The 21,067-nt window shown below is 73.6% G+C and carries 19 protein-coding genes and 2 riboswitches; of the genes, 8 read left to right on the top strand and 11 right to left on the bottom strand.

The genetic code is table 11. From position 1 onward, the window contains the following. Positions 1–22: 22 nt before the first annotated feature. The gene (gene nusA, locus CWN80_RS02490; RefSeq protein ID WP_007928605.1) at positions 23–1,120 is read right to left on the bottom strand and encodes a transcription termination factor NusA; all 1,098 of its coding nucleotides are present in this window, start codon (positions 1,118–1,120) and stop codon (positions 23–25) included. Between the two features lies 1 nt (position 1,121). Next, positions 1,122–1,649: a ribosome maturation factor RimP gene (locus tag CWN80_RS15505; RefSeq protein WP_007928606.1), complete on the bottom strand. Its 528-nt coding sequence runs from the start codon at positions 1,647–1,649 to the stop codon at positions 1,122–1,124. Between the two features lie 85 nt (positions 1,650–1,734). On the opposite strand from CWN80_RS15505, the gene CWN80_RS15500 reads away from it, so the two are divergent. Further along, positions 1,735–2,589, top strand: coding sequence for a hypothetical protein (locus CWN80_RS15500; protein ID WP_007928607.1), 855 nt, complete (start codon positions 1,735–1,737; stop codon positions 2,587–2,589). Beyond that, positions 2,586–3,485 carry an aminoglycoside phosphotransferase family protein gene (locus tag CWN80_RS02480; protein WP_007928608.1) on the top strand — a complete coding sequence of 300 codons (900 nt, stop codon included), beginning with the start codon at positions 2,586–2,588 and terminating at the stop codon, positions 3,483–3,485. The genes CWN80_RS15500 and CWN80_RS02480 overlap by 4 nt, the downstream gene beginning before the upstream one ends. 98 nt (positions 3,486–3,583) lie before the next feature. Here the strand turns inward: CWN80_RS02480 and CWN80_RS02475 are convergent, their stop codons facing one another. Next, entirely contained in the window at positions 3,584–4,504 is a 921-nt protein-coding gene (locus tag CWN80_RS02475) for a type IV toxin-antitoxin system AbiEi family antitoxin domain-containing protein (protein WP_007928609.1), read from the bottom strand. A gap of 228 nt (positions 4,505–4,732) precedes the next feature. Further along, a complete protein-coding gene (locus tag CWN80_RS02470; RefSeq protein ID WP_040881464.1) occupies positions 4,733–5,335 on the bottom strand; it encodes a histidine phosphatase family protein in 603 nt (200 codons plus the stop codon). 38 nt (positions 5,336–5,373) lie between these two features. Between CWN80_RS02470 and CWN80_RS02465 the strand changes: the two genes are divergently transcribed. After that, positions 5,374–6,858, top strand: coding sequence for a cobyric acid synthase (locus tag CWN80_RS02465; RefSeq protein WP_007928611.1), 1,485 nt, complete (start codon positions 5,374–5,376; stop codon positions 6,856–6,858). Continuing rightward, positions 6,855–7,655, top strand: a complete 801-nt coding sequence (gene cobF / locus CWN80_RS02460) for a precorrin-6A synthase (deacetylating) (RefSeq protein WP_007928612.1) — start codon at positions 6,855–6,857, stop codon at positions 7,653–7,655. Before CWN80_RS02465 ends, cobF begins: the two co-directional genes overlap by 4 nt. 125 nt (positions 7,656–7,780) lie before the next feature. On the opposite strand, the gene bluB is transcribed toward cobF, so the two are convergent. Together bluB and cobN are read right to left on the bottom strand one after the other, a co-directional pair. Beyond that, on the bottom strand, positions 7,781–9,523 hold the full coding sequence (bluB, locus tag CWN80_RS02455) for a 5,6-dimethylbenzimidazole synthase (protein WP_128276825.1): 1,743 nt from the start codon (positions 9,521–9,523) through the stop codon (positions 7,781–7,783). Beyond that, a complete protein-coding gene (gene cobN / locus CWN80_RS02450) occupies positions 9,520–13,188 on the bottom strand; it encodes a cobaltochelatase subunit CobN (protein WP_007928614.1) in 3,669 nt (1,222 codons plus the stop codon). Before cobN ends, bluB begins: the two co-directional genes overlap by 4 nt. An 84-nt stretch (positions 13,189–13,272) precedes the next feature. Further along, a riboswitch (cobalamin riboswitch) is annotated at positions 13,273–13,338 on the bottom strand. Between the two features lie 51 nt (positions 13,339–13,389). Between cobN and CWN80_RS02445 the strand changes: the two genes are divergently transcribed. The 3 genes from CWN80_RS02445 to CWN80_RS02435 are packed head-to-tail and all read left to right on the top strand — an operon-like array spanning position 13,390 to position 16,726. Continuing rightward, positions 13,390–14,496: a hypothetical protein gene (locus tag CWN80_RS02445; protein WP_040881460.1), complete on the top strand. Its 1,107-nt coding sequence runs from the start codon at positions 13,390–13,392 to the stop codon at positions 14,494–14,496. Continuing rightward, positions 14,496–15,164, top strand: a complete 669-nt coding sequence (locus CWN80_RS02440; protein WP_007928616.1) for a precorrin-8X methylmutase — start codon at positions 14,496–14,498, stop codon at positions 15,162–15,164. Before CWN80_RS02445 ends, CWN80_RS02440 begins: the two co-directional genes overlap by 1 nt. Beyond that, complete coding sequence (locus CWN80_RS02435) at positions 15,161–16,726, top strand: precorrin-2 C(20)-methyltransferase (RefSeq protein WP_007928617.1); 1,566 nt, start codon at positions 15,161–15,163, stop codon at positions 16,724–16,726. The genes CWN80_RS02440 and CWN80_RS02435 overlap by 4 nt, the downstream gene beginning before the upstream one ends. A gap of 9 nt (positions 16,727–16,735) precedes the next feature. On the opposite strand, the gene CWN80_RS02430 is transcribed toward CWN80_RS02435, so the two are convergent. Further along, entirely contained in the window at positions 16,736–17,293 is a 558-nt protein-coding gene (locus CWN80_RS02430; RefSeq protein WP_007928618.1) for an acyl-CoA thioesterase, read from the bottom strand. Positions 17,294–17,704: 411 nt separating this feature from the next. Between CWN80_RS02430 and CWN80_RS15300 the strand changes: the two genes are divergently transcribed. Further along, a complete protein-coding gene (locus CWN80_RS15300; RefSeq protein WP_083853773.1) occupies positions 17,705–18,247 on the top strand; it encodes a DinB family protein in 543 nt (180 codons plus the stop codon). Positions 18,248–18,319: 72 nt separating this feature from the next. On the opposite strand, the gene CWN80_RS02420 is transcribed toward CWN80_RS15300, so the two are convergent. The 4 genes from CWN80_RS02420 to CWN80_RS02405 are packed head-to-tail and all read right to left on the bottom strand — an operon-like array spanning position 18,320 to position 20,940. After that, complete coding sequence (locus tag CWN80_RS02420) at positions 18,320–19,192, bottom strand: energy-coupling factor ABC transporter ATP-binding protein (RefSeq protein WP_007928621.1); 873 nt, start codon at positions 19,190–19,192, stop codon at positions 18,320–18,322. Then, positions 19,189–19,941, bottom strand: a complete 753-nt coding sequence (gene cbiQ, locus CWN80_RS02415) for a cobalt ECF transporter T component CbiQ (protein WP_007928622.1) — start codon at positions 19,939–19,941, stop codon at positions 19,189–19,191. The genes CWN80_RS02420 and cbiQ overlap by 4 nt, the downstream gene beginning before the upstream one ends. Next, on the bottom strand, positions 19,938–20,273 hold the full coding sequence (locus CWN80_RS02410) for an energy-coupling factor ABC transporter substrate-binding protein (RefSeq protein ID WP_007928623.1): 336 nt from the start codon (positions 20,271–20,273) through the stop codon (positions 19,938–19,940). The genes cbiQ and CWN80_RS02410 overlap by 4 nt, the downstream gene beginning before the upstream one ends. After that, entirely contained in the window at positions 20,266–20,940 is a 675-nt protein-coding gene (locus CWN80_RS02405; protein ID WP_007928624.1) for an energy-coupling factor ABC transporter permease, read from the bottom strand. The genes CWN80_RS02410 and CWN80_RS02405 overlap by 8 nt, the downstream gene beginning before the upstream one ends. 56 nt (positions 20,941–20,996) lie before the next feature. Continuing rightward, positions 20,997–21,063, bottom strand: a riboswitch (cobalamin riboswitch). Positions 21,064–21,067 lie beyond the last annotated feature (4 nt).

The following is a 21,067-nucleotide window of genomic DNA, read 5'->3' as shown; positions in this document are numbered from 1 at the left end:
AGCGCCTGTCCGGTCGGGACGATCACGCGCCCGGCTGACCGGGGACGGCGACGCCCTCGCTCGTGCCGGGGGCGGTGTCCGGACGGATGTCGATGCGCCAGCCGGTGAGCTTGGCCGCCAGACGGGCGTTCTGCCCCTCCTTGCCGATGGCGAGGGAGAGCTGGTAGTCGGGGACGACGACGCGGGCCGAGCGCAGCTTGGGGTCGACGACCGTGACCGACTCGACCTTGGAGGGCGACAGGGCTGCGGCGATGAACTTCTCCGGGTCGTCGGAGAAGTCGACGATGTCGATCTTCTCCCCCTGCAGGTGGCTCATCACCGCGCGCACGCGGGCACCCATCGCACCGATGCAGGCCCCCTTCGCGTTGAGCCCAGGGATCTTGGAGTGGACGGCGATCTTGGTGCGGTGGCCGGCCTCGCGGGCCAGCGCCGCGATCTCGACGGAGCCGTCGGCGATCTCGGGGACCTCCATGGCAAAGAGCTTGCGCACGAGGTTGGGGTGGGTGCGGGAGAGCCCGATCTCCGGCCCGCGCATGCCGCGCTTGACCGACACGACGTAGACGCGGATGCGGTCGCCGTGGTTGTAGACCTCACCGGGCACCTGCTCGGCCGAAGGGAGGACCCCTTCGACCGTGCCGAAGTCCACGAGGACGTTGCGCGGGTTGGAGCTCTGCTGGATGACGCCGGCGACGATGTCGCCCTCGCGACCGCGGAAGTCGCCGAGGACCGCCTCGTCCTCGAGGTCACGCATCCGCTGGGTGATGACCTGACGGGCCGTGGCCGCGGCGACGCGACCGAAGTTGTCCGGGGTGTCGTCGAACTCCGGGCCGAGCTCACGACGGGTGCGGGTGCGCATGAGCGGGTTGCCCTCGTCGTCGACCGGGGTCGGCTCGCCCTCGGCGGCCTCGACGGGGACCTCCTCCTCGAGGAGGTGCTCCTCGCGGGCCCACACGACGACGTGCCCGTCCTTGCGGCCGAGCTCGGCGCGCGCGTTCTTGTACGCGCCCTCGGTGCGGTGGTAGGCGCCGAGGAGCGCCGCCTCGATGGCGTCGACGAGGATGTCGAAGGGGATCTCGCGCTCGCGCTCGAGGGCCTTGAGGGCGTGGATGTCGATGTCCATGTCAGTCCTTGTCGTCGTCGCCGTCGGGCGTGCTCGGTCGGTTGAACTCCACCTGGGCGACGCCCTTGGTGATGTCGGCGAAGGGGAAGTGCTCGGTCCGGGGGGCCTGCTTCTTGGTGCCCGCCAGGTGCAGGTCGACGCCGTCGGCGGTCGTCGCGAGGACCCGACCGGTGACCTGGGTGCCGTCGCCCTTCGTCATCTCGACGAGGCGGCCCACGGTGCGGCGGAAGTGCATCGGCTCGGTGAGCACCCGGTCGGTGCCGGGGGTGCTGACCTCCAGGGTGTACGGCTGGCTGCCCATGACGTCGCTGTCGTCGAGCGCGTCGCTCACCAGACGCGTCGCGTCGGCGATCTCGTCGAGGGTCAGGGGCTCGATCGGCGTGTCGCCGACGGCCTCGGCGACCGGTCGCTCGACGGTGATGCGCGCGACCCGGCGCTTGCCGGCCGGCGTCACGCTCACGCCCGCCACGGTGAAGTCGTCGCCCAATGCGCTGGAGACCTGCGCGAGGACGTCCTGCTCCTGAACCATGGGAAGCCTTCCGTGTGGAGTTGCCGTGCTGGCCCGCCACTCTAGCGATGATCTGCGCCGGTCGTGGCATGCGAGGATCGACACCGTGTCCGCCCGACCCAGCCGCCGCCTCCTGCTCACCGGTGCCCTCGCGCTGACGACCGGCGCACTCACGGGGTGCGGGGTGCGCCTCGAGGACGACGCGCCGGACATCCCCTTCGTCCCGACGCGGGAGCCGATCCCCGGCGAGACCGCCCTGCTCGCGATGCTCGGCACTCTCGAGAGCGCCGACGGCGAGCACGCTACCGCCCGGGCGGACCGCCTGCGTGCAGCCCTCGCCGAGTCCGGCGTGCCCGAGCGGGTCCTCGACGCGGCGCAGGCACCGGACACCGACGCCGAGACGGCCGCCGCCTGCGAGGCCGCGGTCCGCGAGTGCGGGCCCGGGCTGCTCCGGCTCGTCGGCCAGCTGACCGCGACCCTGCGCATCACCGACCCCATCGGGGCCAGGGCGCGCCTGTGGACGCCCTCCGGCGACTCCGCCTGGCAGGCCGGCGACGTCGCCGCCGACGCGCTCGAGGCGACGCGCGCCACGAGCTACGCCCTGGCGGTCGTCGCCGGCCGTCTCGCCGACGGCACGTCCCGCACGCGGACGCTCACGACGCTGCGCGAGCTGCGCCAGCTCGAGGTGCGCCAGACGACCGCCGCCGGCGACGACGTCGGGTCCGTGACCCTCGGCTACGAGCGCCCTGACGACCTGTCCGGCAGCGCGGGCACCGACTGGGTGACCGAGAGCTTCGTCCGGCTGCAGGCCGCCTACGCCGCCGGACTGACCCGCCTCGGCGACGACCGCAACGCGGCTCTCGAGACGACGCAGTGGATGGTCGCTGCCGAGCGCGTCTCCCGCACCCAGTTCCCCCAGCCGTCCCCCGAGCTCTACGGGGACGGCGCGCAGCCGTCGTGAGGGTCGAGGACGCCGCGGCCCTCGTGCCGGCGCCCTTCGCCGAGCACATCGCGACGCTCGAGGCCGAAGGGGGCCCCGCGGGCATCGCGTGGGTGGCCGGACTCCCCCACCTGCTCGCCGAGGTCCTGCCCGAGTGGGAGCTGACCGTCGACGGCCCACCGATGACAGGTCACTGCGCGCTCGTGCTGCCCGTACGTGGCCCCGAAGGGCCGGCTGCGCTCAAGCTCGGCTGGCCGCACGAGGACGCCGACGGCGAGCACCTCGCGTTGCGGGCGTGGGGCGGACGCGGCGCCGCGCGCCTGCTGCGGGCCGACCCGCGCCGCTCGGTGCTGCTGCTCGAGCGGCTGACGACCGAGGACCTCACCGACCTGTGGGACGAGGAGGCCGTCGGCGTCGTCGCCGGGCTCTACGCCGACCTGCACGTCACTCCCCTGCCGCAGGTGCCGAGGCTCGTGCCCTGGGCGGGGGCGCACCTCGACCGCCGGGGCGCCGCGGCCCTCCCGCGGCGCTTCGTCGAGCAGGCGAGGTCCACCCTTCGCTCGCTGGGGACGCTCGGTGGTGAGCGGCTGCTCCATGGCGACCTCCACTACGGCAACGTCCTGTCCGACGGCACCGACTGGGTCGCGATCGACCCCAAGCCGCTCGTCGGCCACCCCGCGTGGGAGGTCGCGCCGCTGCTCACCAACCGGTGGGCGGAGATGGGCACCGGCCCCTCGCTGCGCTGGTCGGTGCGGCGGCGCGTCGAGGTCGTGTGCGACGTGGCGGCGCTCGACGAGGACCTCGTGCGGGCCGTGAGCGCGCTGCGCGAGGTGGTCAATGCGGTCTGGGCCAGCGAGGACGGTGACGGCGAGCGGGTCTCGCGCGCGATCGCGCTCGTCAAGGCGTTGGGCGACTGAGGCCCTCCTACGGTGGCGCTTGGGAGCGTTGACGTCACCCGTCGTCGATGACGTCACCGGGTTGCCCGGAGAAGGGGGACCGGGCGACGCCAACGCCGTCAGGCGGCGAGGGCGACGCCGCGCAGGACCTTGCCGCGGACGACGGCCAGGTCGTCCAGGTCAGCCCACGTCAGTCTGACGATGACGTACCCCAGCGCCCGGAGACGGTCCTCCCGCAACTTCTCGTCCCACACGTCCTGAGCCTTCTCGTACTTCTTGCGACCGTCGACCTCGATGACGAGCTTCATGTCCTCGTAGAGGAAGTCGACGCGCGCCACGAAGTCACCCCTGCTGTCGAAGATCTCCACCTGGGGCGTCGGCAGACGCAGACCCAGCGTCCGCAGCGCCCATCGCGTGCGGGACTCCGCGCCGGACTCGGCACTGCCGTCCGCGAGGGCCAGCATCTTGGCCGGCTCGCGTGACCACCGCCACGGCTCCAGGACAGCCATCGCACCGTCGAAGTCGGCGCGGGTCATCACCTCCTGGTGCAGCGCATGGTGTGCGCTCACCAGGCCTGCCTCCCCTCCGAAGTGGCTGGCGACCTGGACGCAGGCCACGGTCGGGGTGACGGTCAACAGGCCCTGGTGCGTCGCGGTGAGTGAGGCGCCCAGAGGGCGGTGGCCGGCCAGACCCGTGTCGGTGCGCCCGCGTCCCGACCCGATGCGCGCGACGTGCACGCGGTCGTCGACGCCGTGGACCTCGATGCCGCGCACCGCGGGTGCGCTGTGGTGGGTGAGGACCAGTGGCGGCTCATTGCCGAGAGCCCGCGCCACGGCTCGTGGCCGCAGGTCATGTCGGTGCCACGGTTTGGTCTCCCGCCACCGCTCACCGTCGACGAGCGCGTTGCGACGGACCCGCACGAGGTCGCCCGCGCCGACAGCGCGCTCGACGTCGCGGCGACTCGCTCCCCGCCGGAGGAGGTCAGAACCGGTGGCCGTGCCGCGGCCGGCGTCGAGCGCGGCCCGGATGATCGGATGCATGGCCACATCGTGACCGGGATGGCGCCCGCGAGCGGTGGAGTTGTCCACAGCCGGACCACTGGGCGCGTCCGTGGCGGCGTTGGTGCCGCGTGGCGGCGTTGATGCCACCTGGTGGCCCTGCTCCGGGCACCCCAGCGACATCATCGCCGCCAGGTGACGTCAACGACGTCGGGGACCGGCTGCCGACCTGCGGCTGACGGACCCACGTGGGCGCGGCGGCGCGGAGCGTCAGTCGACGACGTCGACCGTGGTGACCGAGCCCGCGTCGATCGGCTCGTCCCAGTCGATGTCGCGGTGGGACCGCGAGCGCAACCAGGCGAGCGCAGCGCGGATCGTGTGCTCGTGGCTGACGACGACGAGGTGGTCGGGCTGCTCGATGAGGGCCGGGGCGAACCAGTCACCCACCCGCTCGAAGACGTCGCGCATCGACTCGCCACCGCCCCACCGGATCTCGCTGATGTGCTCTCCCTCGGGGACCGGCTGGGCCTGCAGGGCGTCGGTCCGCTCCCCCTCGAGCTCTCCGAGCGCCTGCTCGCGCAGCCCCGGCTCGTTGCGCACCGACGCGATCCAGCGGATCGGCCGCAGCGCCACGGAGATGATCTCCGCGGTCTGCATCGTGCGCATGAGGTCGCTGCTCCACAGGTCGAGCGAGTGCTCGTGGCGGGGCGGGCCGACCAGGGCGCCGAGGGCCAGACCGGCACGTGCCGCTTGGGCGCGACCCTCGTCGGTGAGCACCGACTGGTTGCGACCGCGGTAGGCGCCCTGGACGAGTCCGTCACGGTTCCACGTCGACTGCCCGTGACGGATGAGGTGCACGCGCGTCGGGCTCACGGTGGCCACCGTAGTGGGGATCCGTAGAGTGTCGGCTCGTGAGCGGCCTCCTGATCACCGGGACCTCGTCGGATGCGGGCAAGTCGCTCGTCGTGACGGGGCTCTGCCGCGCGCTGGCCCGACGAGGTCTGGCCGTCGCGCCGTACAAGGCGCAGAACATGTCCAACCACTCGATGGTCTGCCGCGACGGCTCCGAGATCGGGCGCGCCCAGTACCTCCAGGCCCAGGCTGCCGGCGTCGAGGCGACCTCGGCGATGAACCCCGTGCTCCTCAAGCCGGGCAGCGACCGCCGTGCGCACGTCGTCGTCCGCGGTCGCCCCGCTGGGGAGCTGCGCGCCGGCGAGTACGCGACCGGGCGTGCGCACCTGGCGCAGGCGGCCTTCGCCGCCTACGAGGAACTGGCGGCCGAGCACGACCTCGTCGTCTGCGAGGGCGCCGGCTCACCCGCCGAGATCAACCTGCGGGCCGGTGACTACGTCAACCTTGGTCTGGCGCAACGCTTTTCGCTGCCCACAGTGCTCGTCGGCGACATCGACCGCGGCGGGGTGCTCGCCGCGCTCTACGGCACCTGGGCGCTCGTCTCCGACGAGGACCGGCCGCTGCTCGCGGCCTACGTCATCAACAAGTTCCGCGGCGACGCGTCGGTGCTCGAGCCCGGGCTGGCCGAGATCACCCACCGCACGGGCATGCCATCGCTCGGGGTCCTGCCGTGGCTGCAGGACGTGTGGCTCGACTCCGAGGACTCGCTCTCGATGGGCGCGTGGGGCGATGCCGCGGACGGCGTGCCCGCCGACCGTCGCCTGTCGGTCGCGGTGGTCCGCCTGCCCCGCACCTCCAACGGCACCGACGTCGACGCCCTCGCCGCCGAGCCCGGGGTCGACGTGCGGGTGACGGTGGACTCCGACGCCGTGCGCGAGGCCGACCTCGTCGTCCTGCCCGGCTCGCGCGCGACGACCTCCGACCTCGCCTGGCTCCGCCGCACCGGCCTCGCCGACGTCGTCCTCGAGCGGGCCAGCCGTGGCGCGCCCGTGCTCGGGATCTGCGGCGGCTACCAGATGCTCCTCGACGAGATCGTCGACGACGGGGTCGAGAGCACGCCCGACGAAGGGAGCGAGACCCCCTCTGCCGCAACGGTCCTGGGCCTCGGGCTGCTGCCCGGCCGGGTCGTCTTCCACGAGGACAAGGTGCTCGCCCGCCCGATCGGGACCTGGCGCGGTCACCACGTCGAGGGCTACGAGATCCACCACGGCGTCGTCGAGCCGACCGGCGGCGAGGACTTCCCCGGCGGCCACGCCGTCGGGCCGGTCCGCGGGTCGATCTGGCACGGCACGCTGGAGTGCGACGACTACCGGCGGGCCCTGCTCGACGACGTGGCCGCGACGGTCGGGGCGCGGTGGTCCGCGGAGCCGGGGGCGGCCCCCTTCGCCGCTCGTCGTGAGGGGATGATCGACATCCTCGCCGATGCCCTCGAGACGCACGTGGACGTCGACGCGATCATCGACCTCACCCGGGAGAAGCCTTGAGAGACACCGCTGCTCGCACCATCCACGTCATCGGCATCGGGGCCGGCTCGCCCGAGCACGTGACCGCCGAGGCGGCCGCGGCACTGGCCGAGGTCGACGTCTTCCTCGTGGCCGACAAGGGCGGGGCCAAGGACGAGCTCGTCGCGGTGCGTCGGGCGATCTGCGACCGCTTCATCCCCGCCGACCACGCCTACGAGTTCGTCACCGTGCCGGACCCGAAGCGCGGGCCGGACGCCGACCGCGACTCCGCCGAGTACGCACAGGGGGTGCGCGACTGGCACGCCGCCCGCACCGACGCCTACGTGCGGATCATCGACGAGCTGCCCGCCGACGCGGTCGTCGGCTTCCTCGTGTGGGGCGACCCGGCCTTCTACGACAGCACGATCCGCGTCGTCGACGCGATCGGCGAGCGGATCGCGACACGGGTGCGGGTGCTGCCGGGGATCTCGGCCTTCCAGACCCTCGCCGCCGCGCACGGCGTCGTGCTGCACCGCGTCGGCGAACCGGTCCACATCACGACCGGTCGCCGCCTCGTCGAGGAGTGGCGTGCGGCCGAGGCCGCGGGGCTGGGCCTGGGCACGGTCGTCGTCATGCTCGACGGGCACCTGCACTGCCGCGAGCTCGCCGCCACCCACCCCGACACGGTGATCCACTGGGGCGCCTACGTCGGCATGCCGCAGCAGGAGCTGCGCTCCGGGCGCCTGGCCGACGTCATCGACGAGATCGTGCAGCTGCGGGCGGACCTGCGGGCGACCCACGGGTGGGTCATGGACGTCTACGCGCTCACGCCTGCCTGAGGCTTCGAGACGGTCGCAGAGCGACCTCCTCAGCCACCGGGGTCAGGGAGACGGTCGCAGAGCGACCTCCTCAGCCACCGGGGTCAGGGAGACGGTCGCAGAGCGACCTCCTCAGCCACCGGGGGTCAGCGGGTGCGGGCGGCGATGCGGCGGACCGCCAGGCCCTGCAGCAGCATCGAGGCGGCGAGGCAGGCGCCGACCCCTTCGCCGGCGCGCAGGCGCAGGTCGAGCAGCGGCTCGAGGCCCAGCTCGCGCAGCACGAGGGCGTGGGCCCGCTCGCGGCTGACCTGCCCGGCGAGCAGGTAGGCCTGGGCGGCCGGCTCGAGACGAGCGGCGATGACGCCCGGCAGCGATCCGGCGAGGCCGTCGAGCACCACCGGTGCGCCGGCGGCCGCGGCCCCGAGCGTGACTCCGGTGAGCAGCGCGATCTCGGGCCCACCGACCATCGCGAGGAGGCGAAGGGGGTCCGACTCACCCTGCGTCCGGGCGAGCGCCGCGGCGACGACGTCGCGCTTGCGCGCGACCATGTCGGCATCCGAGCCGGAGCCCAGGCCGACCGCGTCCTGCGGCTCGAGGTCGAGGAGGGCGCAGGCCAGAGCGGCGGCGACCGTCGTGTTGCCGACCCCGACCTCGCCGAGGCAGACGAGACCGGTGACCGCGGCCCCGGTACCGATGTCGCGCCCTGCGGCGACCAAGGCCTCTACGTCGGCGAGCGTCATCGCATCCGTGGTGGCGAGGTCGCCCCGCTCCCCCGCGGGCCGTGTCTTGTGCGCACCCGGGACCGCCTGTGCCACACCGGCGTCGACACCGACGACGGCGAGTCCGGCTCCCTTCGCCGTGGCGGCACCGAGGGAGGTGCCGGCGACGGTCGCGGCGAGCACGTCGTGGGTCGTCGTGGCCGGGAAGGCGCTGACGCCGAGCCCGGTCACCGGGTGGTCGGCGCCGGCGAGCACGAGGGTGCCACCGGTGACGTCCTGGGCGCCCACGGCGAGCACGCGGTTGAGCGCGCGGTCGAGGACGCCGAGCGACTCGGGCGGCGAGAGCAGCTCGTCGGCGGCGTCGGTCGCGCCGACGAGCCGGGTCGGCTCGGGACCGCGCAGGTGCGAGACCGGCTGCTGCGGAGCGGCCTCGTCCGCGGGCCAGCGGTCGTGCAGGACGACCTGCTCGAGCGGCGTCTTCTTCGACCACGCGACCCGCTCCAGGCCGGGCGACGGCGGGCGCTCGTCGGGCCAGCCGAGGCAGAGCCAGCCGAGGGTGACGACGCCCTCGGGCAGACCGAGCAGGTCGGCGAGCTCGTCGGGGTCGAAGAGGGTCACCCAGCCCATGCCGAGACCGTGGGCGCGGGCGGTGAGCCACATGTTTTCGATCGCGGTCGCGCAGGACCACAGGTCGGCGTCGGGGAAGGTCGCTCGGCCGAGCACGCCCGTTGCAGGAGTGCGCCGGTCGCAGGCGACGACGATGCCGACGGGCGCCTCGCGCAGACCTTCGAGCTTGAGGTCGAGCATGCGCGCGGCGCGCTCCGAGGCCAGGTGTGCGGCCTGGTCGACCCGAGCCCTGTCGGCCATCGCTGCGGCTCGGTCACGGGTCGCCGGGTCGCTGACGACGACGAAGCGCCAGGGCTGCGAGTGCCCGACGCTCGGCGCCCGGTGCCCGGCCTCGAGGACGGCCGTGATGAGCTCCTCGGGCACTGCGTCGGGCCGGTAGCGACGGATGTCGCGACGGCCGGCCACGACCGCGGCGAGGGCCTCGGTGACCGCCTCGCCCATGGCCCAGCCCGTCGGGTCGTCCCGGCGCTGCGCCGCGCTGCTCGTGTCGCCGATCGTCGGGACCGGCCGGGCGTATCGGGGCTCGCTCCCTCCGCTCGTCACTCGCTGTCCTCCATGTCCCCCTCGACGTCGAGGTAGACCTGCTGCATGGCACGGACGACCTCGGGGTCTGGCTCCTCCCACAGGCCGCGGTCGGCGGCCTCGGTGAGTCGCTCGACGATGCCGCGCAGCGCCCAGGGGTTGGCCCGACGCATGAACTCCTGGTTGGTCTCGTCGAGCACGTAGTCGCGGGCGACCCGGTCGTACATCCAGTCGTGGACGACGCCGGCCGTCGCGTCGAAGCCGAAGAGGTAGTCGACGGTCGCCGCGAGCTCGAAGGCGCCCTTGTAGCCGTGGCGCTGCATCGCCGAGATCCACCGCGGGTTGACCACGCGCGAGCGGAAGACGCGGTTGGTCTCCTCCTGCAGGGTGCGGGTGCGCACTGCGTCGGGCGAGGTCGAGTCGCCGACATAGGCCTTGGGCTCGCTGCCGGTGAGCGCGCGGACGGTCGCGACCATGCCGCCGTGGTACTGGAAGTAGTCGTCGCTGTCGAGGATGTCGGACTCGCGGTTGTCGACATTCTTGGCCGCGACCTGGATGCGGCGGTAGGTGCGCTCCATGTCCTCGGCGGCGGGTGCGCCGTCGAGGTCGCGGCCGTAGGCGTAGCCACCCCACGCGGTGTACACCTGCGCGAGGTCGTCGTCACTGCGCCAGTTGCCCGACTCGACGACCTGGAGGATGCCCGCACCGTAGGACCCCGGCTTGGAGCCGAAGATCCGTGTGCGAGAGCGCCGCTCGTCACCGTGCTCGGCGAGGTCGGCGATCGTGTGGGCGCGCACGTGGTTGTCCTCGGGCGACTCGTCGAGGCCAGCGACGAGCGCGACGGCGTCGTCGATGAGGGCGATGACGTGCGGGAAGGCATCGCGGAAGAAGCCCGAGATGCGCACGGTGACGTCGATGCGTGGGCGGCCGAGCTCAGCGAGCGGGATCGGCTCGAGCCCGGTGACCCGGCGGGACTGCTCGTCCCACACCGGCGTCACGCCGAGCAGGGCGAGCACCTCGCCGATGTCGTCGCCGGAGGTGCGCATCGCCGACGTGCCCCACATCGACAGGCCGACCGAGGTCGGCAGCTCGCCGGTCTCCTCGCGATAGCGGGCGAGGAGCGAGTCGGCCATCGCCGTGCCGGTCTGGTAGGCCAGCCGCGAGGGGATCGCCTTGGGGTCGACGGAGTAGAAGTTTCGCCCCGTGGGCAGCACGTTGACCAGGCCGCGAAGGGGGGACCCGCTCGGCCCCGCAGGGATGTAGCCGCCATCGAGGGCGTGCAGCACCATCGGCAGCTCGCGCTCGGTCGCGGCGAGCCGCGGCACGACCTGCGTCGCGGCGAACTCCAGCACCCGGGTGACCTCGGCGGCCGCCGCCGGGTCGAGCTGCGGCTCGTGCTCGGCGACGAGATCGCCTGCGGCAGAGGCGGACCAGTCCGCGGCGGCGAGGGCCTCGACGAGGTGACGGGCCCTCCCTTCGACCGCATCGGTCTCGGTGGTGGAGGCGTCCTCGGCGAGGCCGAGCGCCGCCCGCAGACCGGGGACGGACCCGACCTGACCGGAAAACACCTGCGCGGCGCGCAGGACGGCGAGCACGAGGTTGACGAGTTCCTCGCCCTGCGGCGCCTGGCCGAGGACGTGCAGGCCGTCGCGGATCTGGACGTCCTTGATCTCGCAGAGCCAGCCGTCGACGTGCATGACGAGGTCGTCGAAGCCGTCGGCGTCGTCGAGGTCGACGTCGTCGCCCAGCCCGAGGTCGACGTGCATCTGCGCCGCGTGCAGCAGCTGCCAGATCTCGCCGCGCAGGGCCGGCGCCTTGGCCGGGTCCATGACCGAGACGTTGCCGTACTCGTCGAGGAGCTGCTCGAGGCGGGCGATGTCGCCGTAGGACTCGGCGCGGGCCATCGGCGGGACGAGGTGGTCGACGATCGTCGCGTGGGCACGGCGCTTGGCCTGCGTGCCCTCACCGGGGTCGTTGACGAGGAAGGGGTAGATCAGCGGCAGGTTGCCCAGGGCCGCGTCGGTGCCGCAGGAGGCGGACATCGCCAGGTTTTTGCCGGAGAGCCACTCGAGGTTGCCGTGCTTGCCGACGTGGACGACGGCGTGCGCGCCGAACTCCTCCTCGATCCAGCGGTAGGTCGCGAGGTAGTGGTGCGTCGGCGGCAGGTCGGGGTCGTGGTAGATCGCGATCGGGTTTTCACCGAAACCGCGGGGCGGCTGCACGAGGAGCGCGACGTTGCCGCGGACGAGGGCGGCGGTGACGATCTCGCCCTGGGCGTCGGTCGTCGTGTCGACGAAGACCTCGCCGGGCGCCTCGCCCCAGTGCTCGGTCATCGCCTCGCGCAGGTCGGCCGGGAGGGCGTCGAACCACTCCCGGTACCGCGCGGCTGGGATGCGCACCTGCGCGCCCTCGACCTGCTCCTGGGTGAGCCACTCCTCGTCCTGCCCGCCGGCGGCGATGAGCTCGTGGATCAGGGCATTGCCCGACGTCGTGTCGGGGGCCTCGCCCTCGACCGGAGGGAGCAGGTCCATCCCGACGAAGCCCTCGCCGAGGTCGTAGCCCGCCTCGCGCATCGCGCGCAGCAGCCGGATCGTCGAGACCGGGGTGTCGAGGCCGACGGCGTTGCCCAGGCGGGAGTGCTTCGTCGGGTAGGCCGAGAGGACGACGGCGATCCTGCGCTCGGCGACCGGCGTGGACCGCAGGCGAGCGTGGTTGACCGCGATGCCGGCGACGCGGGCGGCGCGCTCGGGGTCGGCGACGTAGTGCGGCAGGCCCTCGTCGTCGAACTCCTTGAAGGAGAAGGCGACCGTGATGAGCCGACCGTCGAACTCGGGGACGGCGACCTGGGTCGCGACGTCGAGCGGGCTCATGCCGTCGTCGGACTCCTCCCAGTCGGCGCGGCCCCAGGTGAGGCACAGGCCCTGGAGGATCGGGATGTCGAGGGCGGCGAGCCTCTCCACGTCCCAGGCCTCGTCGTCCTCGCCGGCCGAGGCGGTGGCGGGCTTGGTGCCGCCGGCCGCGAGCACGGTCGTCACGAGCGCGTCGAGGGTGCCGAGGTGCTCGAGCAGGCCGTCGGGCGCGTCGCGCAGCGAGGCCGAGTGGATGACGACGCCCTGCCCGCCGGCGGCGTCGATCGCGTCGGCGAGCGCGTGCGCGTAGTCGGTGTTGCCGGCGGCGTACTGGGCCCGGTAGATGAGGACACCAACCCGCGGGCGCCGGACATCGCCGCCGGCTGCGTCGAGGGCGGCCGGCTCGTCGCGGTCGAGGACACCCCACTGGGGCAGCGCCTGCGGCGCCTCGAAGCCCTCACCGGTGAGCAGGAGCGTGTCGCCGAGGAAGGCGTGCAGCTGCGCGAGGTTGGCCGGGCCCCCTTCGGCGAGGTAGCGGTGGGCCTCCGCCGCGGTGCCGGGCGGCACCGTCGACAGCTCCATGAGCGCCGCGTCGGGCTCCTGTGTGCCGCCGAGGACGACGAGCGGTGCGCTGGCGCTGCGCAGGTCGGCGAAGCCCTCCCACAGCCCCTGCGGCGAGCCGAGGTAGCGGACGACGACGACGTCGGCGCGGGCGACGCGCTCGGCGATCTGCTCGTCGGTGAGGCGGGCCGGGTTGCCGACGACATAGTCGACGCCGGCGCTGCGCGCGCTCAGCAGGTCGGTGTCGGAGGTGGACAGCAGGGCGACGGTGGTCACGTCGTGGGCTCCTTGGCGGGGGTCCGCGCCCCGCGGTTCGAAGGGAGTGACCCGCACGGTCTCGTGCGGGCCGGCCGGCAGGGCGTGTCTGACTCGCGAAGTGGGCTTCGCTCACAGTGGCGGGACCGTCCCGGACTTGCACCGGGTTCCGCGCTGCTCGGTTGTCCGGCAGCCTACCGGGGCCGCGTAGGCTGCCCTGCCGTGAGCACACCGACGCCCTCCCGCAGCGGCGCCGACCGCTGCCCGGGGTTGCTCACCCCCTTCGTCTCGGCGGACGGGGCGATGGTGCGCCTGCGCATCCCCGGCGGTCGGGTCGACGCGTCCACCTTGCGCGAGATCTCTTCTCTCGCACAGCGATTCGGCAACCCGGCCATCACGCTCACCTCGCGGGGCAGCCTGCAGCTGCGCGGCCTGCCCGACCCGCTCCCCCGTGAGCTCATCACGGCGATCGACGACCTCGGACTCGTCCCCTCCGGGCCGCACGACAAGGCGCGCAACATCGTCGCCGACCCGCATGCCGGACTCGACGACCTCGTGACCGCGCTCGACGAGGGACTGCTCGCGGACCCCGGGCTGGCCGAGTTGCCGGGGCGCTTCCTCCTCGCCGTCGCCGAGCCCGGTGGTGCTGTCCTCGGGGAACCCTGGGACGTCGCGATCGTCACCTCCCCGCTGGCTGAGGTGCGAGGAACGAGCCTCGAAGCCACCCTCCTCGCCGCGGACCGGGCGATCACCGTCCCCCGCGAGGCTGCTGCTGCCGCCGCCCTCGACGTGGCCCGTCGCTTCCTCGCCGCCCGCACCGACGACCGGACCTGGAACATCCGCGACCTGCCCGACGCGACCCGGACCGACCTGCTGCCGGGGGGACTCCCCTTCGACGTGCTCGCGGGTGAGCCACCGGCGCCCGGACCGGTTGGCGAGGACCTCGTGGCCCTCGTGCCGCTGGGGCTGCTGACGCCGGCCATGGTGGCGGGGCTCGAGGGGAAGCTCTGCATCACGCCCTGGCGCTCGGTCATCGTGCCGGGTGGGGCGGCACGGGCCGAGGTGCTCGCGGCGGCCGGCTTCGCCACGACCGCCGACTCCCCCTGGACCGTCCTCACCGCCTGCGCCGGGGCGCCCTCGTGCGCGCGGACGACAACCCGCACGCGCGACCTCGCCAGGGAGGCCGCCCCCTTCGTCGACGTCACCGGACCGGCCGTGCACGTCATCGGCTGCGAGCGCTCGTGCGGCCACCCCGCCCGCACGCACGCGACCGCCCTCAACCCCATCAGCGCAGCGGATGTCGTTGCGGCACAACACGAGAAGGCCTGATGAACCCCCTTCGCCAACCGCCTCGCCGGTACGACTACGTCACCGACGGGCAGGAGATCTACCGCCGTTCCTTCGGGATGATCCGCGACGAGGCCGACCTCAGCCGTCTGCCCGCGGACCTCCACGGCGCTGCCGTGCGGATCATCCACGCCGCCGGTGACGTCGGCATCACGAGCGAGATCGCCGGCCACCCCGAGGTCGCCGCTGCCGCCCACGCCGCGCTCGTCGCCGGCGCGCCGATCCTCACCGACAGCAACATGCTCGCGCAGGGCGTCACCCGCCGCCGTCTGCCCGCCGACAACGAGGTGATCTGCACGCTGCGCGAGCCGCAGGTGCCCGACCTCGCCGCCCAGTGGGGCACGACCCGCGCAGCCGCCGCGGTCTCCCTGTGGGGCGAGCGCCTCGAGGGCGCGGTCGTCGCGATCGGCAATGCCCCGACCGCCCTCTTCCACCTGCTCGAGCTGCTCCACGACGGTGCCCCCCGACCGGCGGCGATCGTCGGCATGCCGGTCGGCTTCGTCGGGTCCGCGGAGTCCAAGGTGGCCCTCGCCGAGCACGACCTGACCGGCGGCCCGATCCCCTGGCTCGTCGTCCACGGCCGCCGCGGTGGGTCCGCGATGGCCGCCGCCGCCCTCAACGCCCTCGCCCACCCGGACGAGCTGGCATGAGCGACGAGACGACCACCGGGCGCTTCTACGGCGTCGGCATCGGTCCCGGCGACCCCGAGCTCATCACCCTCAAGGCCGCGCGGCTCATCCGTGACGCCGACGTCATCGCCTACCACGCGGGCGCCGGCAAGCAGTCGCTCGCGCGCTCCATCGCCGCCGACCTCATCCCCGATGGCGCCATCGAGGAAGAGCTGCGCTACCCGGTGACGACCGGCTTCACCGACCACCCTCGCGGCTACTACGGGGCCCTCGCCGACTTCTACGACGAGTGCTGCGACCGGCTCGAGGCCCACCTCGCTGCCGGCCGCAGCGTCGTCGTCCTCGCCATCGGCGACCCGCTCTTCTTCGGCTCCTTCATGTACGTCCATGACCGGCTGAGTCCGCGCTACCCCACCGAGGTCGTCCCCGGGATCACCTCGCTGTCCGCCGCCACCGCCGCGGTCGCGACCGGCCTGTGCCGGCACGAGGACACCCTCACCGTCCTGCCCGGCACCCTGCCCGTGCCCGAGCTCGCCCGGCGTCTGGCCGACACCGACGCGGCGATCATCATGAAGCTCGGCCGCACCTTCGCCGGGGTCCGCGAGGCCCTGCGCCAGGCAGGGATGCTCGAGCGTGCCGTCTACGTCGAGCGCGCGTCCTACCCGGGTGAGCTCGTCATGCCGGCTGCCGAGGTCGACGAAGGTCGCGTGCCCTACATGTCCCTCGTCGTGGTCCCCGGCGAGGGGCTGCGCGACGACGCCGCCGGGCGGGCCGCGGACTTCGCTCGGCTGACGGCGGGCGCCCCCGACGAAGGGGGCGAGCCCTCCCCTTCGTCCGTCGGCACCGTCCACGTCGTCGGGCTCGGGCCGGGGCCGGACCACTGGCTGACTCCGCAGGCGAGCGAGGTGCTCGCCCGGGTCGACCACGTCGTCGGCTACGCGCCCTACGTCGCCCGGGTGCCGCAGCGCGAGGGCCTGACCCGCCACGCCTCCGGCAACTCCGTCGAGCTTGACCGCGGCCGTCTGGCGCTCGACCTGGCCCGCGAGGGCGCGGACGTCGCCCTCGTCTCGGGTGGTGACGCCGGGGTCTTCGGCATGGCGACGGCGCTCTTCGAGTCGCGCGAGGCGGCCCTGTCCGACGACCCCGGCTACGCCGACGTGCCGGTCGACGTCGTGCCGGGCGTCACCGCGGCCCACGCGGCGAGCGCCCTCGTCGGTGCCGTCCTCGGCGGCGACCACGCCCTGGTCAACCTCAGCGACAACCTCAAGCCGTGGGACGTCCTCGCCGCGCGGCTGACCGCGCTGGCGACGAACGACATCTCGATCGCCCTCTACAACCCGCGCTCCCGCTCCCGCCCGGACACCCTCGGCGCCGCCCGTGACCTGCTCGTCGAAGCGGTCGGCCCGGACCGCGTCGTCGTCGTCGCGCGCCACGTCGGCCGCGACGAGGAGTCGTCCTGGGTGACGACGCTCGGCGAGCTCGATGTCGAGGCCGTCGACATGGGCTGCCTCGTCGTCATCGGCGCCTCGACGACCCGGGTCACCGACGACGGCCGGGTGTGGACTCCGCGGTCGGTCGGCTAGGGCCTGACCTCACCCCCAGAAGGGCGGCGGTCCTGCCGGCGCGTCCTCGCGCGGCGAGGGCAGCCGGGTGCCGTCGCCCCACCCCTTCGCCCAGTCCGGCACGTGGCTGGGCGGCGGCGCGATCCCGAGCATCGGCCACAGCCGGTCGGTGTCGACGCCCTTGCCCCGCTGGAGGAAGCGCATGCGCACCAGCGCTTGCGCGCTCACCTGGCCGTCGGTGACGAAGCGCTGCTCGAAGAAGACGCTGACGCGGTCCCACCCGGCGATCACGGTGTGCAGCTCGTAGGCCTGCAGCGGCTGCAGCGAGCTGCGGAAGGTCATCGTCTCCTGCATGACGACCGCCGCCACCCGCTTGCGGACCTGCGCCAGGCCCCACCCGGAGCGGATCGCCAGGTCGATGCGCCCGAGGTCGGCCATCGTGAAGTAGACGCCGTTGTTCATGTGCCACGCGAAGTCGATGTCGTTGGGCAGCACCCGCAGCGGTAGCACGGCGACCTCGCCGGGGGCGACCCTGCCGCGCCGCTTGGCGGTGGCGACGGTCCACAGGATGCGGGGGACGCGGTTCATGCGTGGGTCCTCGGGGGTGGTCTCGAGCGGGGACGAAGGGAGCGTAACCGCGCCTCGTCGTGCGGCATCGGTGTCGGTGGCGCCCGTCACGCTGGGGCCGTCATCTGCGTGGCCAACACCTATGCGTGGGTGCACCGCGAGCTGCACGCCGCCGCAACCGAGGCGGCCGTCGACAAGGACGTGTGGGTCGTCGGCGGCGGCCTGGCCGGTCAGTTCGCCGATGCCGGCCTGCTCGACAAGGTGTGGGTCCACCAGACGCCCCTCGTCCTGGGCGCCGGCGCCACGTTCCTCCGCCGCCTGCGGCTGCGCCGCGAGCGGGTGGAGCGCGACGGACAGTTCCCGGCGATGGTCTTCGAGGTCGTCGGCCCGGAGCCGCGGCGAGCCGGCGAGGTCGACGGGGCGGCGAGATCTATGGCGAGGGGTGAGACCGCCCGACGCTACCGTCGTGGGGTGAACCTGCCGCCCTTCCAGCATGAGGTCCCCTTCGACGCGTCGGCACGCGAGCAGCTGCTCGCCTTCGTCGACGAGCACCGGGCGATGCTGGGTCGCTGCCTCGACGACCTGACGGAGGACGAGGCGCGGCGTCGACTCGTGCCGTCGCGCACGACCCTGCTCGGGCTGGTCAAGCACGCCACCTTCGTCGAGCGGGTGTGGTTCGACGAAGGCGTCCACGGTCGCACCCGCGCCGAGATCGGCATCCCCGCGTCACCCGACGCGTCCTTCGCGCTGACCGCCGAGGACACGATCGCCTCCGCCGTCGCGGCCCACCGCCTGGCGTGCAGCGACAGCCGGGCAGCGATCGTCGGGCTCGACCTCGACGACGTGGTGACCGGCAACCGCCGAGGGCCGCTCCCCCTTCGCTGGGTCCTCGTGCACGTGCTGCGCGAGCTCGCCCAGCACGCGGGCCACGCCGACATCCTGCGCGAGCAGATCCTGGCGGCCCGCGAGGGCTGAAGCGGCCGCTCAGCAAGAGAAACCCCGACTTCGCAAGAGTCCGGTACTCATGCTAAGCCGGGGATTATCGGGTCACCCGGAAATCTCGAGGCGGGTGAGGCACCCCGCCACCTCGCCGGGCGTGCGGGGCCAGCCGACCGCGGCCGGCTCGATCCCCAACTCGCGCAGCAGCTGCACCGACCACGGTGGACGCAGCCGCGCAGCCTCGACGAGGTCGACGTCGGTGAGCGCATCGGTCACCTCGCCCTGGTGGACGACGTGGTCGACCACCAGAGCGACCTCATCGGCCCAGCGCCAGGCGAGGTCGACGTCGTGAGTCGACAGCACCACCGTCGTGCCGTGCGCCTCGAGGGCCGCGACCGCGGCGAGCATCTCCTCGACGCCCGCAGGGTCGAGGCCAGCCGTCGGCTCGTCGAGGAGCAGCACCTGCGGGTGCATCGCGAGCGCTCCGGCGACGGCGACCCGCTTGCGCTGACCGAAGGAGAGCCGGTGGACCGGCCGGTCGGCGAGCTCCTCGAGCGAGAGCACCGCGAGCGCCTCGTCGACCCGCGAGGCGGTCTCGGCGGCGCCGAGACCCAGGTTGGTCGGGCCGTAGCCGATGTCGCTGCGGACGTCGGCGCTGAAGAGCTGGTCGTCGGGGTCCTGCATGACCAGCTGCACCCGCTGCCGGTGGGCGGTCAGCCCGCGCCGAGTGTGCCGCAGGACCTCCCCGCCGGAGACGACCGAGCCCTCGGCTGGCGCGTGCGCGCCGGAGAGCACCCGCAGCAGCGTCGTCTTGCCCGACCCGTTGGCCCCGAGGATCGCGGTGCGCCGGCCCGCACCGATCGTCACGCTCACGCAGTCGAGCACGCCCGGGGTGCCGGGGTAGCCGGCGTGCACGCCGCGCAGCGCGAGCGCGGTGTCGGCGTCGTCGGGTGGGGTCCACGACCCGAGGCGGTGCGTCATGACAGTCCCGCCCGCAGCGACAGCCCGGCCAGCCCGACGACGAGTGCTCCGGCCGCCAGGACGAAGGGGGTCGACACGGCCCGGGCAGGCACGAGCGGCACGGCAGCGACTCCACCACGACCGGCCAGCCCGTCCTCCAGCCTGCGGGCCTTGTCCCACGCGGCGACGAGCACGGCGGCGCACAGTTGGCCGACCGAGCGTCGCGCGGTCCGACCGCTCGCGTAGCCCAGCCGACCGGCCTGAGCGGCGCGGATCGCCGACGCGGCGTCGAGCAGGGCGAAGATCATCCGGTAGGTCACCGCGGCGACGTCGACGGCCACCTCGGGCACCCGCGCCCGGCGCAGCCCGGCGAGCAGGTCGACCATCGGCGTGGTCGCGGCCAGCAGGACCGTCGCGCTCGTCGCGGCGAGGGCCCGGGAGACGACGAGGAGGGCCCGGGAGGCACTCCCTTCGTCGACACCGACCGGACCCCACCTCACGAGGTCACCCCCACCGAAGGTCACCGCGATCGTCACGGCGCCGATGGCGATGAAGACGGCGGGCCCGGCCATCGCGTGGCACCAGACCCGCGCCGGGACCCGGGCCACGGCGGCGAGGCCCACGGCGCACACCCCGACGAGGCCCGCGACGACGAGCGAGGTCGTCGTCGCGGCGACGAGGAGCAGCCCCAGGCAGAGCAGGGACTTCTCCAGCCTCGAGCGGGTCCGCCACGGGGAGGACCACGCCGCGTCGTCGAGGGTGAGCCTCATGACGTGCGGTCAGCCGTCCCGGTCCGGGTGGCGTCGCGCCCCTTGAGCCGGCCGAAGACGTAGCCGAGCGCCAGCCCGCCGAGGCCCGCCTGCAGGGCGAAGAGACCGGACTCGATCTCGCCACCGGCCGGCGGCATGAGGGGCTCGAACCACGGCTCGTGGCCGGCCTCCTCGAGCTGCTCGGTGGCGGCGGCATCGGTGCCACCGAAGGCCTCCTCCTCCCCCGCGGCGGCGCGGCCACCGAGGTAGAGGGCGACGGCCAGCAGGAGGACGACGGCGGCGAGGACGAGGGCGATGCCGCGTCGCCCGAGGGTCTGGGTGGAATCACGCACGGGCAGGCTCCTTGGTCTCGGCGGGGACGACCTCGAGGTCCTCCATCTCGGGGCGCGCCCAGGCGATGAGCGCGTTGATCAGCAAGACCCCGACGAGGCCCTCGACGATCGCCAGGGGCACCTGGGTCACCGCGAAGATCCCGAGGAAGCGACCCCAAGCCTCGACGAAGCCGCCCTCCGGGTAGGCGAGCGCGAGCTGCGTCGCGGTCGTCACGTAGGTGGCGAGGTCGGCCACGGCCACGCCGACGAAGACCCGCACCATGAAGGGCGCGGCGGCCAGCAGCCGGAAGAGCCCGTAGCCGACCCAGGGCCCGACGACCGCCATCGAGAAGACATTGGCCCCGAGCGTCGTCAGGCCGCCGTGCGCGAGGAGCAGCGCCTGGAAGAGCAGGACGATCGTGCCGAGCAGGGCCATGACCGGTGGCCGGAAGATGATCGCGCCGACGCCGGTGCCGGTCGGGTGGGAGCTGGACCCGGTGACCGACGGCAGCTTGATCGCCGACATGACGAAGGTGAAGGCGCCCGCGGCCCCGAGCAGCAGCCTGGCGCTCGGGTTGTCCCGCACGATGCGGGCGGCACTGCGGGTGCCGTGGATGACGAAGGGGGCGGCGACAGCAGTCCACGCGGCGGCGTGGACCGGTGGCAGGAAGCCCTCGGCGATGTGCATCAGCGCAATCTCTCTCTGGCCGGATGACGCGTCCGGCCGCTGCAGCCCTCGCCCCGGAGTTCCTGACTCGCGGAAGACCCGCTCACAGTGGCGCGACCGTCCCGGACTCTCACCGGGTTCCTCCAGG

This window comes from Janibacter hoylei PVAS-1, from assembly GCF_004025845.1.
In the GTDB taxonomy this organism is placed as follows: Bacteria; Actinomycetota; Actinomycetes; order Actinomycetales; family Dermatophilaceae; genus Janibacter; species Janibacter hoylei.
The sequence above is the reverse complement of the archived record's forward strand: the minus strand, read 5'-3'. Positions and strand labels throughout refer to the sequence as shown.

Excerpts from the sequence above, each read along its gene's own strand:
- nusA (WP_007928605.1), bottom strand. The coding sequence starts at position 1,120 with ATGGACATCGACATCCACGCCCTCAAGGCCCTCGAGCGCGAGCGCGAG.
- CWN80_RS15505 (WP_007928606.1), bottom strand. The coding sequence starts at position 1,649 with ATGGTTCAGGAGCAGGACGTCCTCGCGCAGGTCTCCAGCGCATTGGGC.
- CWN80_RS02475 (WP_007928609.1), bottom strand. The coding sequence starts at position 4,504 with ATGCATCCGATCATCCGGGCCGCGCTCGACGCCGGCCGCGGCACGGCC.
- CWN80_RS02440 (WP_007928616.1), top strand. The coding sequence starts at position 14,496 with ATGAACCCCCTTCGCCAACCGCCTCGCCGGTACGACTACGTCACCGAC.
- CWN80_RS02435 (WP_007928617.1), top strand. The coding sequence starts at position 15,161 with ATGAGCGACGAGACGACCACCGGGCGCTTCTACGGCGTCGGCATCGGT.
- CWN80_RS02430 (WP_007928618.1), bottom strand. The coding sequence starts at position 17,293 with ATGAACCGCGTCCCCCGCATCCTGTGGACCGTCGCCACCGCCAAGCGG.
- CWN80_RS15300 (WP_083853773.1), top strand. The coding sequence starts at position 17,705 with ATGGCGAGGGGTGAGACCGCCCGACGCTACCGTCGTGGGGTGAACCTG.
- CWN80_RS02420 (WP_007928621.1), bottom strand. The coding sequence starts at position 19,192 with ATGACGCACCGCCTCGGGTCGTGGACCCCACCCGACGACGCCGACACC.
- cbiQ (WP_007928622.1), bottom strand. The coding sequence starts at position 19,941 with ATGAGGCTCACCCTCGACGACGCGGCGTGGTCCTCCCCGTGGCGGACC.
- CWN80_RS02405 (WP_007928624.1), bottom strand. The coding sequence starts at position 20,940 with ATGCACATCGCCGAGGGCTTCCTGCCACCGGTCCACGCCGCCGCGTGG.